The 15,065-nt window shown below is 72.4% G+C and carries 10 protein-coding genes; all 10 read right to left on the bottom strand.

Annotated features, from left to right (window positions below; translation table 11 throughout):
* Nucleotides 1-2: 2 nt before the first annotated feature.
* Complete coding sequence (locus tag G4D85_RS27195) at nucleotides 3-1,118, bottom strand: LptF/LptG family permease (RefSeq protein WP_164016917.1); 1,116 nt, start codon at nucleotides 1,116-1,118, stop codon at nucleotides 3-5.
* A complete protein-coding gene (locus G4D85_RS27190) occupies nucleotides 1,115-2,224 on the bottom strand; it encodes an LptF/LptG family permease (protein WP_164016916.1) in 1,110 nt (369 codons plus the stop codon). Before G4D85_RS27190 ends, G4D85_RS27195 begins: the two co-directional genes overlap by 4 nt.
* Nucleotides 2,221-3,486, bottom strand: a complete 1,266-nt coding sequence (purD, locus tag G4D85_RS27185) for a phosphoribosylamine--glycine ligase (protein WP_164016915.1) — start codon at nucleotides 3,484-3,486, stop codon at nucleotides 2,221-2,223. The genes G4D85_RS27190 and purD overlap by 4 nt, the downstream gene beginning before the upstream one ends.
* Before the next feature lies 1 nt (nucleotide 3,487).
* Nucleotides 3,488-6,517, bottom strand: coding sequence for a zinc-ribbon domain-containing protein (locus G4D85_RS27180; protein WP_164016914.1), 3,030 nt, complete (start codon nucleotides 6,515-6,517; stop codon nucleotides 3,488-3,490).
* Between the two features lie 3 nt (nucleotides 6,518-6,520).
* Nucleotides 6,521-8,065 carry a bifunctional phosphoribosylaminoimidazolecarboxamide formyltransferase/IMP cyclohydrolase gene (gene purH / locus G4D85_RS27175; protein ID WP_164016913.1) on the bottom strand — a complete coding sequence of 515 codons (1,545 nt, stop codon included), beginning with the start codon at nucleotides 8,063-8,065 and terminating at the stop codon, nucleotides 6,521-6,523.
* Between the two features lie 103 nt (nucleotides 8,066-8,168).
* Complete coding sequence (locus G4D85_RS27170) at nucleotides 8,169-8,660, bottom strand: sigma factor-like helix-turn-helix DNA-binding protein (RefSeq protein ID WP_164016912.1); 492 nt, start codon at nucleotides 8,658-8,660, stop codon at nucleotides 8,169-8,171.
* A gap of 41 nt (nucleotides 8,661-8,701) precedes the next feature.
* Nucleotides 8,702-9,226 carry a MerR family transcriptional regulator gene (locus tag G4D85_RS27165; protein WP_164016911.1) on the bottom strand — a complete coding sequence of 175 codons (525 nt, stop codon included), beginning with the start codon at nucleotides 9,224-9,226 and terminating at the stop codon, nucleotides 8,702-8,704.
* 221 nt (nucleotides 9,227-9,447) lie between these two features.
* A complete protein-coding gene (locus G4D85_RS27160) occupies nucleotides 9,448-11,916 on the bottom strand; it encodes a serine/threonine protein kinase (RefSeq protein ID WP_164016910.1) in 2,469 nt (822 codons plus the stop codon).
* A gap of 21 nt (nucleotides 11,917-11,937) precedes the next feature.
* Nucleotides 11,938-14,436, bottom strand: coding sequence for a protein kinase domain-containing protein (locus G4D85_RS27155; RefSeq protein WP_205525728.1), 2,499 nt, complete (start codon nucleotides 14,434-14,436; stop codon nucleotides 11,938-11,940).
* Nucleotides 14,437-14,568: 132 nt separating this feature from the next.
* Nucleotides 14,569-14,955: a hypothetical protein gene (locus tag G4D85_RS27150; protein ID WP_164016909.1), complete on the bottom strand. Its 387-nt coding sequence runs from the start codon at nucleotides 14,953-14,955 to the stop codon at nucleotides 14,569-14,571.
* Nucleotides 14,956-15,065: the final 110 nt, after the last annotated feature.

Raw genomic sequence — 15,065 nt, 5'->3', positions numbered from 1 at the left:
CGCTACCTCACCGTCAGCCGACCGCGAGGCAGCTGCAGCAATCCCTCCCGCCGCAGCCACACTGCCCCAGCCGCCAGCACCAGCAGGAAGGTGGGCATCCACGCGGCCACGAAGGGCGACAGCCGCTCCGTGAGCACCAGCGTGCGGCACACCACCATCAGCCCCCACATGGCCACCGCCGTGAGCAGGCCCTCGATGATGGCCGCCGTCAGGTGGCCCCGGCGATTGGTGCGCAGCGCCAGCCCCACGCCCAGCAGCGCCGCGGGCAGCGCCGCCATGGGGTAGGAGAACCGGTTGTGCAGCGCCAGCTCGAACTGGCGCGTCGCCAGGCCCACGTCCTTGCGCGCGGCAATCTGCTCGCGCAGCTCCGCCACGCGCATCTGCTCCGGCCGCCCCGGGCGGATGCGGAAGACGTTGGCCGCCACGCCGAGGTCATACTCGGCGGACTCGAGCTGGCGCACCGACGTGCGCCCCTCGCCGGAGAAGCTGCGCTCCACCACGTCCGACAGCTGCCAGCGCGTGCCCTCCACCGAGCGCATCTCCGCCGCGTCCAGCCGCTGCCGCAGCTCGAACTCCTTCGACACCGTGAAGATGGACACGTCCCGGAAGCCGTCCTGCGCGCTGCCCGAGCGGAGGAAGAAGATGCGGTCCCCCCGCCGGAACCACTGCTTCGGCGTGTAGTAGAAGCGCCAGTCGCCTCCGCGGTTGAAGCGCTGGGTGGTGATTTCATCCACCCGCCGCCCGGCATGCGTCGCCACCAGCTCGTCGAAGGCCACCAGCCCCACGCACGCCGTCAGCGAGCAGACGAGGATGGGCACGTACAGCGCGGACGGGCCGAACGTCAGCGCGCGGATGGCCGTCACCTCGCCCTGCTTGCGCAGCGCGGACACCGCCGTGCCCGCCGCCAGCAACAGCGCCGCCGGCCCCAGCTGCTGCACCGACATCAGCGCCTTGTAGCCGTACAGCCTCGCCGCGGCCTCCACCCAGCCGGGCCCCGTGTACGACTTCGCGCGGTCCACGAAGTCCACCACCACGAAGATGACCACCAGCCCCGTGAGGATGCCGAGCGCGAAGCGCAGGTACGTGCGCAACACGTAGCCGAAGAGGGTGCCCTTCACCGGACCGTCCCCGAGCGGTTCACCCGGTACAGCGCCACCGCGCCCACCAGCATGAAGATGACGTTGGCCAGCTGTCCGGCCACCTCCACCGGCAGCCGCCCCTTCTGTCCCATCTGCTCGAAGGCGCGGCTCAGCAGGTAGTAGAGAACATACCCGCCCAGCGTCAGCAGATAGCCCCACGCCCGCCCCGACTGCCGGCGGCCGATGGCCAGCGGAGTGCCCAGCAGCGCGAAGGCGATGGGCGCCAGCGCACTCCCCAGCCGGCTGTGCAGCGCCATCATGAACGAGCGCGAGTCCCCGCCCCGCTCCTCCGCCTCCCGCGCCGCCTGCATGAGCTCGATGGGCGTCAGCTCTTCCTTCGCGGAGGTGAAGCGGCTGCGCTTGCCCATGGACACGCCCACGCCGACGCTGATCTCCGACTTGTCGAAGTGGATGACGCTGTAGTCCTCGCTCGCGCGCCCGGAGCGGTGGACCTCGCCGTCCTCCAGGGCGAAGCGCAGCACCTCGCCACGCCCGCTGACGCCCACCTGCCCGCGGTGCGCCAGCACCAGCAGCGGCGCGCTCGCCTCGCGGTCGTCGTGCAGCAGCACGTTCGTCCAGCGCCCATCCGGGGACACGCGCTCCGCGTACAGCGTCAAGTCACTGAGGTCCTCGTAGAAGACGCCGGACTTCACGTCGCCCACCACGTTCTTCCGGATGACCTCGCTCACCAGCTCCTTCACCCCGGTGAGGCCCCAGGGCTGCGCGGTGGAGGTAATCAGCATCATCAGCGCGCTGAGCGCCACCGCCACGCCCATCGGCGCGGCCAGCAGGCGCATCGGCCCCACGCCCAGCGCCTGGAGCGCGGTCAGCTCCCGGTCCTCGCCCAGCCGCCCCAGCCCCAGGAGGATGGCCAGCAGGAAGGCGATGGGCAGCGCCATCATCAGGAAGTGCGGCGCCAGGTAGGCAATCAGCCGCCCCAGGTCCACCACCGTCACCGAGGAGCCCAGCAACACGTCCGTGCCCCGCAGGAACTGCATGACGAACAGGAGCAGGAACATGAACGCCACCCACACGCCGAGCGGCACCAGCAGCTCCCTGAGCAGGTAGCGGGAGACGCGATTCACAACGCCGCCTTCATCCCTCGCGCGCCGATGTCCCGGCGGAAGTGCATGCCCTCGAAGCGCACCGCCTCCGCCGCCGCGTAGGCCCGCTCACGCGCCCGCGCCAGGTCCTCGCCGCGCGCGCACACCGTCAGCACCCGGCCGCCGCTCGTCACCAGCGCGCCGTCCTTCGCCTCCACGCCGGCCAGGAACACCGTCGCGTCCGGCGGCACCGCGTCCAGCCCGTCGATGCGCTGCCCCTTGCGAGGCGCGTCCGGGTAGCCCTGCGCCGCCAGCACCACGCCCACCGAGGCGCCGGAGTTGGACACCAGCGGCCGGGGCTCCAGCCGGCCCCGCGCGCAGGCGTCCACCAGGGGCAGCAGGTCCTCGCCCAGCTGCATCATCAGCACCTGCGTCTCCGGGTCGCCGAAGCGCGCGTTGAACTCCAGCACCTTCGGCCCGCTTCGCGTGAGCATCAGCCCCGCATACAGCACGCCCCGGAACGGAATTCCGCGACGGCGCAGCACCGTCAGCGTGGGCGCGACGACGCGCTCTCCCACCTCGGCCAGCTGCGACTCGGACAGGAACGGCGCCGGGCTGTACGCGCCCATGCCGCCGGTGTTGGGCCCCGTGTCCCCATCGCCCACGCGCTTGTGGTCCTGCGACAGCGGCAGCATCACATAGCGCTCGCCGTCGCAGAGGGCCATGGCGGAGACCTCCTCGCCCTCCAGCAGCTCCTCCAGGACCATCGTCTGGCCCGCCTCGCCCATGGCGCCCACCGCGCGCACCGCCGCGCGAGCGGCCTCCACGTCGTGCGCGACGATGACACCCTTGCCCGCGGCCAGTCCGTCCGCCTTGACGACGATGCGGCCCTGCGCCACCGCGTACGCCTCCGCCTGCGTCACGTCCGTGAAGGTGCGGAAGGCCGCGGTGGGCACGCCCGCCTCGGCCATGATTTCCTTGGCGAAGGCCTTGGAGCCCTCGATGAGGGCCGCGCCCGCCACCGGGCCGAAGCAGGGGATGCCCGCCCTGGCCAGCGCGTCCGCCACCCCCGCCACAAGCGGCGCCTCGGGCCCCACCACAACCAGGTCCACCGCCTCGCGCTTCGCCAACGCCACCACCTCGTCCGGCACGTCGGGCCGCACGGGGACGTTGGTGGCCAGCCGCGCGGTGCCCGGGTTGCCGGGGCCACACAGCAGGCGGGTGAGCCGGGGGCTCTGGGACAGCTTCCACGCGAGCGCGTGCTCACGGCCTCCGGAACCGAGCAGCAGGACCTTCACATCCACCTCACCGTTCCAACTGGTAGAGCATCCGCTTGGCGGGGAGGTACGCCGGGTCCAACCCCACCACCTTCACCAGGGTGTCTCGCGCCAGCTCCTTGCGCTGCGGCGCCTCCAGCTCCGCCAGCCGCGCCTGCGCCGACAGCAGCCCGGGCGCCAGCGCCAGCGCGTCCCGCAGCGAGCGCTTGGCGGGCTCCACCTGCCGGCCCTCCGCCAGCGCCAGTCCCAGCGCGAGGTGGCCGATGGGCATCTGCCGCCCCCCCGCCACCGCCCTCGCGCCCAGACTCTTCGCCTCAGTCACGTTGTTCCGCTTCAGCGCGATGAGCGAGCGGTACGCCAGGGCGCCCGCGTTGTTCGCGTCCACCTCCAGCACGTCGCGGAAGTTCCGGTCGGCCGCGTCGAGGTTGCCCTGGTGGAAGAGCAGCAGTCCTTCATAGAGCAGCGGTGACGGGTCCTCGGGCCCCGTGGCCAGCGCGAGGATGGCGCCCTCCACGCCCTCCACCGTCTCGCCCGGACGCATCCAGAAGCGCGTCACCAGCGGCCGGGGCTCCAGCCGCAGCGGGTCCGACTGGAGCGCCGGGTTCAGCGCGCGGAACGCATCGTCCCGCCGCTTCGCGCTCGCGGCGGCCACGCCCGCCAGCAGCTGCGCGTCCAGCCTCCGCCCGTCCAGCCGCACCGCCTCCTGGAAGCGCTCCAGCGCCTCCACGGGCTTCTTCTCCAGCAACAGCAGGCGCCCCTCGAGCACCTTCTCCAGCGCGGCGTCCTCCAGGCGGCCCCCGAAGCCCGTGAAGTGCTCTCGCGCCCTCGCGGCATCCCGGCGGCCCAGCGCCACCAGGAAGACCTGGAGGTGCGCCTCGGGCAGTCCCTTCACCAGCGTCAGGGCCTCCTCGGCCGCCTTCGCCGCCGCCTCCGCGTTGCCGGTGGAGCGCTCCGCCGCGGCCAGGTGCACCAGCACGTCCGCCACCTCGGGCTTCGGGTAGCGGGAGCGGTTCTTCAGCAGCGCGCGCAGCTCGCGCACCGCGGCGGTGGGGTTGCCCTCGGACTGGTAGCGCAGCATGGCCAGCGGCAGCAGCGCGCGCAGCTCGCCAGGCTCCGCCTTCACGCGCGCCTCGTACAGCCGCCGCGCCTCGGCGGGCTCCCCTACCTCCTGGTAGATGCGCGAGGTGACGGCCAGGCTGTCCCAGTCCTGCGGGTTCGCCGCCAGGCGCTTGCGCAGCATCTCCAGCGCGAGCGTGTACTCACCGGCCGCCTCGTAGGCCAGCGCACGGAAGTACGCCACGCGCTTGAGGCCCGGGGCGAGCTTCTGCGCGGTGTCGAAGTGCGAGCGCGCCAGCTCCCGGGACGAGGACAGGTAGGCACGCCCCAGCACCAGGTACGCCTCGGCCTTCTGCGCATCCGGCACATCGGGAAGGGCCAGCAGCTCCTCGGCCAGCTTGCGCGCCTGCTCGACCTGCTCCGGCTGCCGCGAGCGCGTCAGCAGCAGGTTGGCGTGCGCCAGCAGCAGCGGCGCCGTACGGCCGGAGCGCGACTCCGCGGCCTCGACCAGCGCGCGGGCCTCCTGGAAGGAAGCGTCGTCCATGCCGGCGCTCCGGCCCAGCGCCAGCGCCTGCACGTAGCCGGCGATGGCCGCATCGCTCTGCGGGTCCAGCAGCAGGGCCTGCTGGAAGGACTCCTCCGCCTCGCCGTACGCGAAGCGCTCGTCGCGGGCGAGCTGCTGCTGCCCCTCCGCGAGCCGCTCCGCGCTGGTGCCGGTGAGCTCATCCAGGTACTTCAGCTTCCAGCGCGACAGCGAGGCCTGCACCGCTTCCGGGATGGGCGGCGGGGCCGCTGGCTTCGCGTTGCGGCGCGCCTCCTCCTGGTGGCGCGCGTAGAGGAAGTACCCTCCGACGCCCACGCCGATGAGCAGCAATGCCAGCGCGCCCATGAGCAGGCCGCGCCCACGCCCACCGGACCGGTCCGGCTCCTGGATGGCCGCGGAGCCCGACCGCGCCGAGGAGATGGTGGAGTTGCGCGTGCCCGTGCGCGGCTCGGCCCCCAGGGACGGCGCGGAGGCGCGAGGACCACTGCGCGGCTCCGGGCCCATGTCTGGGATGATGTCCGTGCTGATGGGAATGCGCGGGCTGCTGTTGCTCCTCGGCTCCGCCCCCAGGGCCGGGGCGGCACGAGGGCCGCTGCGGGGCTCGGGAGGCAGCGCGGGAGCGGGTGCGGACGGAGCGCCCCCTTCCAGCGTGGTGAGCGGCGGCAGGAAGTCCATGCTCACGGGCGCGGAGGCCGCCGGTGCCGGAGGTGTCGCGGAGGGAGCGGCCGACGCCGGCTCACGTCCCCGGCAGTCGTCACAGATGCCGAGCGCCTGGTCGAAGGAGTCCGTCAGCGGCTTGCCACAGGAGCGGCAGCCGACGGTGGCGGGCCTGGGCGCGGAGGCAGCCGAGGCCGCCGCGGGAGGCGACACCGGAACGGGCGCGGCGCCGGGCGAGGCGGGGATTCGCGACACCGGAGCCGGCGGCGCGGCGGGAGCCGGCCCGAGGAAGTCGAGCAGCGGGTCCCCGCCGGGCGAAGGCGGGGCACCGGCCGGAGCGGCCTGCCCCGGAGCGCCCACGTCCGCGAACGGGTCCACTGGCGGCGCCAGGGACGGGGCGGGATTCGGCATCGCCCCGAAGTCGCCGAACAGGTCCGAGCCCGGCGCGGCGCCCTGGGCGGGACGCGCCCCGGCGGGGGCGGCCCCCTGCGCGGGACGGGGCACGGCGGGAGCAGGCCCCTGCGAGGGAGCCCCTGGCGCCGGAGCGGCCGAGGGCGGAGGCGCGCCGAAGTCGCCGAAGAGGTCGTCCGCGGCCTGGGGACCGGGGGCGGCGCTCGGGGTGGAAGGCGCCGCGGGCTGCGGCGTGGGAGCCGGCGCGCCAGCTGCGGGCGCGGCCGTGGGATCGCGCCGGACGAGCTGCAGGTGCCGGCAACGGGGACACTGCGCGCGAACGCCCTTGGCGGTGATCAGTCGATCATCGATCGCATAGGCAGCCGCGCATTTCTGGCAGACGATGCGCATGATTCAGTGACGGAAGTGTCGCACTCCCGTCAGCACCATGGCCATCCCATGTTCGTCCGCGGCGGCGATGACCTCCGCATCCCGGACCGAGCCGCCAGGGTGGATGACGCAGGAGGCCCCGGCCCGGGCCGCTTCGTCCAGGCCGTCCCGGAAGGGGAAGAAGGCGTCCGAGGCCACGGCGCTCCCCTTGAGCGCCTCCCCGCCCCGCTTCATCGCGATTCGCACCGAGTCCACCCTGTTCGTCTGGCCACCGCCCTGTGCCAGCAGCTGGTCGCCCGAGGCGAACACGATGGCGTTGCTCTTCACGTGCTTGCACACCTTCCAGGCGAAGCGCAGGGCCCGCTCCTCGTCCGGCGTGGGGGCCCGCTTGGAGGCCACCTTCCAGGTGAGCGCGGGCTCGACGGCGTCCCGGTCCATGAGGAGCAACCCGCCGGACACGCTCCGGGCGTCGAGCTGGGCCCTCGGCCGGGCCTGCGTCGAGGCCAGCGCGGGCCCCGCCTCCAGGAGCCGCAGGTTCTTCTTCGCCGCCAGCACCTGCTGCGCCGCGGACGAGTAGGACGGCGCGATGACCGCCTCCAGGAACGTCTCCGCCATGGCCTGGGCCGTGGCCTCGTCCACCTCGCGGTTGAGGGCGACGATGCCGCCGAAGGCGGACACCTCGTCCACCGCACGGGCCGTGCGATACGCCTTCACCAGCGAGTCATCCACCGACACGCCGCACGGGGTGTTGTGCTTGATGATGACCGCGCAGGGCTTCTCCGGGAACTCCAGCAGGAGCCCCAGCGCCGCGTCCAGGTCCAGGATGTTGTTGTAGGAGAGCTCCTTGCCCTGAAGCACCTTGGCGAAGGCCACCGTGGGCTCGGCCGACGCGGAGTGCTCGCGGTAGAAGGCGCCGCGCTGGTGCGGGTTCTCCCCGTACCTCAAGTCCTGCGCCTTCTGGTACGCCAGCGACAGCTCCCCCGGGAAGGGCTCGCCCGCGCCACCCGACAGCCACGCGGAGATGGACGCGTCATAGGCCGCCGTGTGCGCGAAGGCCTTGCGCATCAGCTTGCGCCGCGTCTCCTCGCCCACCGCCTTCTGCTGCTCCAGCTCCGCGAGCACCGCGGGGTAGTCATCCGGGTCCACCACCACCGCGACGTGCCGGAAGTTCTTCGCGGACGCGCGCACCATGGCCGGCCCGCCGATATCAATCTGCTCGATGACGTCCGCCTCGGCGGCGCCCGAGGCCACCGTCTGGCGGAAGGGGTACAGATTCACCGCGACCAGGGAGATGGACTCGATGCCGTGCGCCTTCATCTCCGCCCGGTCCCCCTCCAGGTCCACCCGGCCGAGGATGCCGCCGTGGATGCGGGGGTGCAGCGTCTTCACGCGGCCACCGAGGATTTCGGGGCTCTGCGTGTGCTCGGACACCTTGGTGGCGGGCACGCCAGCGCCCTTGAGCGCATCCAGCGTGCCTCCGGTGGAGAGCAACCGGAAGCCCAGGCGAACCAGGCCCTGGGCGAAGGGGACCAGACCGCGCTTGTCTGAAACGCTGAGGAGAGCCAGCACGTGTGGGCCTCGGTGTGCGGGGAGCGGCGGTAGTAGCAACCACCCCCAGGGGTGTCAACGCAACACTAGGCCCTCCGTCAGCGGGCGAAATCCCCCGGGTCTTTCAGGGCTTGCGGGCCGAAATAGGAGGCTCGGCCTCGGTGGCCTCGCGCAGCTTCATCAGGCCGCGCGTCTCCACCTGGCGGATGCGCTCACGGGTGAGGTTCATGATTTCCCCCACCTCCTCGAGCGTGATTCCACCCTTCTCCGCCACGTCCAGGGCGCAGGTGTGCTCCAGCTCCCAGATTTCCTTGTCGGGGAAGTTGAGCTTGATGGACCCCGTCTCCGGATTCACGTCCAGGTAGAGGTTGTGCTTGCAGGAGACGAACATGCACGGGCGCGGGCCGTTGATGCAGTCGGCTCGGGTGCGCGGGCGCGTGTCGTCCATCTGCTTCAGCAGGTCCGCCTCTTCCGGGTCCACCTGACCAGTCAGACGCCGCCGGCGCAGGTCTCGCGCCATCTCCTTTCGCGACATCGTCTTGGAACGGCGGCGCTCCTGCGCCTGCTCCGTTTCCTGGTCCCCGCCCTCCTCCTGCAGTTGCTTCACTTCCGACATGTCCCCTCCACGTGAGGCCAGTCTACCCGGTTCCGGGCATCTTATTGCGAACGGATGGTTTCGTCTGCGCGTGCGGTGACGGCGCTGCCCAGCCGGGCCACATCCCGGACCAGATCCTGCGCTCTTTGCCGCAGTGTTGCCAACTCCGCCTCGAGCGAACGCCGGTGTTCGCCCCCAAAGGCTCGGTCCCCCAGCTCCTCCTGGAACCCGTTCAATAGACCCGCCAGGTCCCGCTCCAGCTGGTCGATGTGGTTGCGGTGGAAGACGTAGGAGCGCTTGATGTCCTCCAGGGTGTGCCCCTCCGCCATCATCTTCTTGATGACATTGATGCGGCGCACCGCCTCCACCGGATAGAGCCCCCGGCTCCCCTGGTGCTTCCCCTTGCGGCCCACGCGGCGGCTGCGCGGTAGCAGCCCTGCCTGGACGTACTTGCGGAAGGTCGCCTCCGACAGCCGCACGCCCCGAGGCCGGAAGATCTCCAGGATGGCGCTCGCGGGCAGCCCCCCCGCGTTCTCGCGCTCGATCCGCGCAATCTCGTCGGGGGCCAGCAGGTCCATCGGTTCCATTGAATATAGGCTACTGAATGGGGGCCACTGAGTGCCAGAGCCGATCGGCGGAGTCAAGGCAGACCGCTACAGGGCTGATCGACGGAGGACGATTCAGCCCGTGTGGGCGGGGCGTGGAGGGAGGCGTTTGGGGGTGGCGGCAGGCGTCGCCGACGGCGCCAGGACGGGCCCTGGCCGGGGCTCAGGCCCGGGGCGTTCCGACAACGTTCAGTGGCTGACGGTCAGTGCCCCTTCGTCGCGCGGAACTCGCGAGTCACGGAGGTTCCGGCGGCGATGGTGACGTCGAACTGCTTGGCGCCGGACGGGTGCTGGAAGACCAGCCTGTAGGTGCCCGGGGCCAGCTTGTAGGAGGCGCGGCCCGTGACTTCGCCGAGCTTCTTCCCGTTGAGGAACACCGTGGCGTACGGGGAGGCCCGCACCTGGAGCATGCCGGTGGACGCGGCGGCCTTGACGTCCTGGGCGGCCACGGCCGCGGGCCGGGAGTCCCCGGACACGGGCCTGGGCTCGGCGCCGAGGACCTCCTCGCGCTTCAGGCCGTCCACCTCGGCGGTGTCCGAGCCGGAGGGCTCATCACCGCTCGCGGCCACGGCGGCTCCGGCACTTCCGGTGGCCGCCGGAGCGCTACCCGAGGCGGGAGGAGGCGTGGCCTCGCCGGCCTTGACCGTGTCCGTCCCCGAAGGGGCGGAGGCTCCGGCCCCACCGGGAGGAGCCTCGTCACGGGTCCCCGACGGGGTCGGAGCAGCGGGCCGGGGGGCCTGGGCCGCCACGGGAGCCGAGGGCCCGGCCTCCCCTGGAGCCGGGGACCGGGACGTCCCGGCCCCCTCGAGAGTCGAGACCTGCGCGGTGTCGGTGGAGGCGGAGTCCGCGCGAGCGCGCATCACGGCCACGCCACCGCCGACGACGGCCAGGCCCAGCGCGGCGGCCAGGCCCAGCGACAGCGGGTTCCGACCCGCTGCGGGCTTCCCTGTGCCCTGAGCGTCGCGGCCACCGGCGGAGACGGACTCCGTCTTTGAAAGTTCCGACCGCTCCGCCGGCTCGACGGAGGCGGACTCGGGGCCCCGCGGTCCGGCCGACGCCCCGGTGCCCGCTGACCCGGAGGAGGCCGTCCCTCGCTGGGAGGACGGCGCCCCCATGTTGGCGGAAGGAATGTTCGTTCCGCCGGACTCGTCAGCGAGGGCCGCGCCTCGCTGGGCGGACGATGCGGTGTCGGAAGGAACGTTCGTTCCACCGGACTCGCCGGCCGGGACCAGGCTCCGAGAGGCCGGTGTGGCAGGGCTGCTGCCGGAAGGAACGTTCGTTCCACCGGACTCGCCGGCCGAGGACACGGACGACATCCCCTCGGGCTGGCTCGGCCGACGGCCGCTCGAAGGCCCCGGGCCACTCCCCTCCCCCACCCCTGCCGGGGCCACGGAGGGAGTCCCCTCCGGACGGCTCGGCCGCACCGCGGCGATGGGCGCGGCCAGGGGCGGCAGGACACTGGCGCGAGGCACCGGGGAGGACGCCACCGCCGGCAGCGGCATCATCGGCGTGGCCATGGGCGGCAGCGGCACCGACTCGACGGCGGCCTCGTCCCGGCGCGGCAGCACGAACGTGGGCGCGTTGAGGTCCTCGTCCGGAGACGGCGCCATCGCCACGCCGCGCCCGCTGGAGACCCCCGGCATCACCGCCGTGGGCTCGCGCCGTGCAACGACGGGAGCGTCACTCCCCGGGGGCACCGGCGCGTTCTCGACGTGGGTCCGCTCCTGCACCGTGGGCATGGCCTGGGTGAGGCTGGTGGGGAACAGGCGCCGCATGAAGGCGCTCAGGTCCGTGTCGTCCACCGTCTTCGCGTGCTTCAGCACGCACTGGGCCAGGGCGCGCTCCAGCTCGCCGGCCGTCTGGAAGCGGACCGCGGGGTCCCTGTCCAGCGCCCGCACCACGGCGGCGTCCAGGTCCGCGGGCACGTCCGGGTTGAGGCGGGCCGGAGGCGGGATGGTGCTCTGCTGCACCGCGCGCAGCACCGCCACCTCGGAGTCCCCGTCGAACAGCCGCCCGCCGGTGAGCATCTCCCACAACACCACGCCCAGGGCGAAGATGTCCGTGCGCGCGTCCACGGCCTCGCCGCGGGCCTGCTCGGGAGACATGTACGCGAACTTGCCCTTGAGCACGCCCGGCTGCGTCAGCTTGTTGCCCGCCTTGGCGATGCCGAAGTCGGTCAGCTTCACCGCGCCGTCGAAGGACAGCAGCACGTTGTGCGGGGTGACGTCCCGGTGCACCAGGTCCAGCGGCTGGCCGTTCACCTTGACCCGGTGCGCGTAGTGGAGCCCGCGCGCCACCTCCGCGCCGATGTGCGCCACCATCACCGGCGGCACCGGCTCCATCAGCTCCTTGCAGCGCTTGCGCAGCTCCCACAGCGAGCAGCCGCGCACGTACTCCATGGCCAGGTAGTACGTGTCCTCGTGCTTGTCGAAGTCGAAGATCTGCACCACGTTGGCGTGGTTGAGCCGCGAGGCCAGCCGCGCCTCGGCGATGAACATCCCGACGAACTCGGGGTCGCTCGCGAGGAAGGCGCGCACGCGCTTGATGACGACCTCCTTCTCGAAGCCCTCCGCGCCGCGCGCCGTGCACAGGTATATCTCCGCCATCCCGCCTTCGGCGAGCTTGCGGCGGACGACGTACTTGCCGATGTGGGTGCCAGCTTCGAGTGTCAAGGGAGCATCCGGAGGTAGCACTTACTCGAGCTTCACGTTCACCACGTTGAGGTCGATGGCCCTCACCTCGATACGTCGGTTGAGCGTCTTCTTGCTCTCGGGATTGAAGAACCTGCACTCATGGCTGCCCACGCGCAGCTCCACGGCGTCGAACGGCGTCTCCCCCAGCCGCTTCCCGCTGCACGTCACCTGCGCCCAGGGCTGCACCGCGAACTTCACCCGGGCCGTGCGTCCGTCGCTCCGGGCCGGCTCCTCACGGGTGCTCGCGCCGGCCTCGGCCAGCACGAAGCGCTCCACCTGCGAGGGCCCGTTCCCCATCTTCACCGCGCGGACCAGCGGATGGTGCAGCGGCGCCTCCACCCGCACCGCCACCTCCCGGCCCGCCACCACGTCCAGCTCGACGGGCGAGGGCCCCTGCCGCTGACCATCCACGGAGACGAGGGCCGCCGAGGGCTCCGTCTCCACGCGGAGCCGCACCGGAGCGATGGCGCCCGACGGGCCTGACGGGGGCGACGCGGAGGGCTCCCCGCGAGGCAAGGCCGCGGGCGAGGCCTCCGGAGCCGCGGGCGCCAGGCGCAGCAACCCGGGCGACGCCGTGCCCGTGGCCGGCACCTCCACGGTGGCCCGCAGCTCCTCGTAGCCGTCCCGGCTCACCACGACGGGGTACTGGCCCGCCGCCACCGGGGGCAGCACCAGCGGCGTCTTCTCCGCCAGCTCCTGTCCATTGAAGACGACCGTGGCCCCGGGCGGCACCGTCTCCAGCCGCACCGTGGCGGGAGGGGACTTCGGCCAGGCCCACAGCAGCGCGGCCAGCAGCACGGCCACCCCCAGGACCACTCCCGCTCCCAGACCCCAGCGCTTCGGGGCTGGCGGAATGGCCACCTGACGCGGCACCACCGGAGGGGGCCGGCCCGGGCGAGACATGCCCAGCGACAGCGTGGGGGCGTCCTCCTCCGCCTCGTCCTCGTGCGGCACGGGGACCACCACGCGAGAGGAGCGAAACACCACCTCCGGCATGGCCAGCGTGGGGGCGTCCTCCTCCGCCTCGTTCTCCGGCAACACGGGGAGCACCACACGCGAGGAGCGCCCCATCTCCGGCATCGCCAGCGTGGGCCCTTCGTCCTCGACGTGCATCACATAGGGCGGGCCTCCCTCGAGCCGGCCCGGAGGGGGCGTGACGCGGGAGGCGGGGCGCGCCTCCGGCACGGGAGGAGGCTCCGCGCCGAGGCCCAGCTTCACATCCGTCAGCGTGGCCCGCGAGGCGGCGCGCCCGTCCAGCGTCGGCGCGTCCTCCTCCACGCGAGGCGGCGTCGGTGACACCGTCCCCAGCCCCGTGCGGGAAGAGCGCTCCCCCGGCGAGGGCTCCACCGCGCGTCGCGAGCCCGTCATCCGAGGGGCCTGACGCTCCGGCTCGGGCTCCGACTCGCCCCGCCGGGAGCGAGGGCGCAGCGCGGCCGTCGCATCCTCTGCCGTCGGGCTGAGCCGCGGCGCCTGCCGCGGTCCCGAGCGGCGCGAGGGCGGCTCGGAGCGCGGGGGCTGCGGCGAGGACTCGGAGTCCTCCCCCTGCACCTCGCCCGAGCGGCCCTCCGCCTCCAGTCGCTCCGCGTAGAGCTCCATCATGAACGCGGACAGGTGCGCGGGCGACGAGGGCAGCCGGTGCGCGTCCAGCCAGGCCTCCAGCGCGGCCTGGAGGTGCGCCGCCTCCTGGTAGCGCTCCGCCGGGTCCTTCGCGAGCGCCTTGAGGACGATGGCGTCCAGGTCCGGCGGCACGCGCGCCGTCACCTGCGACGGCGGCATCACGCGGCACTCGCTCACCGCGGTCAGCGTCTGGAGGTCGCTGGAGCGCTTGAACAGGCGCATCCCCGTGAGCAGCTCGTACAGCACCACGCCCAGGGCGAAGATGTCCGAGCGGCAGTCCACGCGCTGCCCCGCCGCCTGCTCCGGGGACATGTACGAGTACTTCCCCTTCAGCACCCCGGAGCGCGTAATCGTGGCCTGGTCCGCCGCCTTGGCGATGCCGAAGTCCACCACCTTCACCCCGCCGTCGAACGTCACCAGGATGTTCTGCGGCGACACGTCGCGGTGGACGATGCCCAGAGGCTTGCCCGTGGTGGGGTCCGTCCGCTTGTGCGCGTAGTCCAGGCCCGCGGACGCTTCGATGAGGATGCGGCACACCAGGGGCACCGGGAGTGGCTGCTCCTGCGTCTCCGAGTGCTTCCACAGCTTCCGCAGGTCCTCGCCGTGGATGTACTCCATGGCGATGAAGAACGAGTCGTCCTGCGCGCCCAGGTCGAAAATCTGCACGACGTTGGCGTGGTTGAGCCGGGCGGCGATGCGCGCCTCGTCCAGGAACATCTTGACGAAGTCGTCGTTCTCCGTGAGGTGCGGAAGAATGCGCTTCACCACCAGCAGCTTGTCGCCCTCGGGGCCTCCGGGACGGCGCGCGAGGTAGATCTGCGCCATCCCGCCCGTGGCGAGACGCTTCAGGAGCTGGTACCTGCCGTAGGTTTCGATGGACACCGTCGACCTGACCGCTCCCCCAGGCCTGCCACCACCAGTGGCCCCCGGGGTCCGAACGCGGAGAGGTCCCGAGCGTAAGCGCACCCGCCAGGGGGGTCAAACGCCCGACCAACAGAGATGCACCGCCCCGGGCTACCGGCGGGCGGCCCGCACCTCGCGGGTCTCCCGCATCAGCGCTTCCAGTTCGTCCAGGTGCCGCTTCAGCACCGGCATCAGCACCGGAGCGACGTCCACCCGGTCGAACAAGTCCAGGACCCGGTCGACCTTGCGCTCGATTTCCGCCGCCCTCGCGGGGCTGATGCGGCGGAGCAGCAGGTCCGCCCCCGCCTCCATCAGCACGCGCGCCACGGCATTCCGGCAGGCAAGCGGTTCTTCCCTCCGCTGCCCCTCGCCCCGGATGACCCGCAGCCCGGGCGCGCGCACCGGCGCGCGCGCCGCGGTCGTCATCGTTCCTTCGTCATCACGGGAGCTCACCGGGTGCCTCCTCGGCAGCAGCGGGTACGACCTCAGGGTACACACCGGGAGGTCCCCTCCAATTTTCTGGTCATTCGCACAGGCACGTGCAGACCTGTAGCACCCGGGACTGACACGAACGTCGAGGGCCGGATGACCGGCCCATCGACTGCGTC

The sequence above is a fragment of the Pyxidicoccus trucidator genome, from assembly GCF_010894435.1.
Classification (GTDB): domain Bacteria; phylum Myxococcota; class Myxococcia; order Myxococcales; family Myxococcaceae; genus Myxococcus; species Myxococcus trucidator.
The sequence above is the reverse complement of the archived record's forward strand: the minus strand, read 5'-3'. Positions and strand labels throughout refer to the sequence as shown.

Bases quoted from the DNA above. Each gene is read 5' to 3' on its own strand.
- G4D85_RS27180 (WP_164016914.1), bottom strand. From the start codon at position 6,517: ATGCGCATCGTCTGCCAGAAATGCGCGGCTGCCTATGCGATCGATGAT.
- G4D85_RS27170 (WP_164016912.1), bottom strand. From the start codon at position 8,660: ATGTCGGAAGTGAAGCAACTGCAGGAGGAGGGCGGGGACCAGGAAACG.
- G4D85_RS27165 (WP_164016911.1), bottom strand. From the start codon at position 9,226: ATGGAACCGATGGACCTGCTGGCCCCCGACGAGATTGCGCGGATCGAG.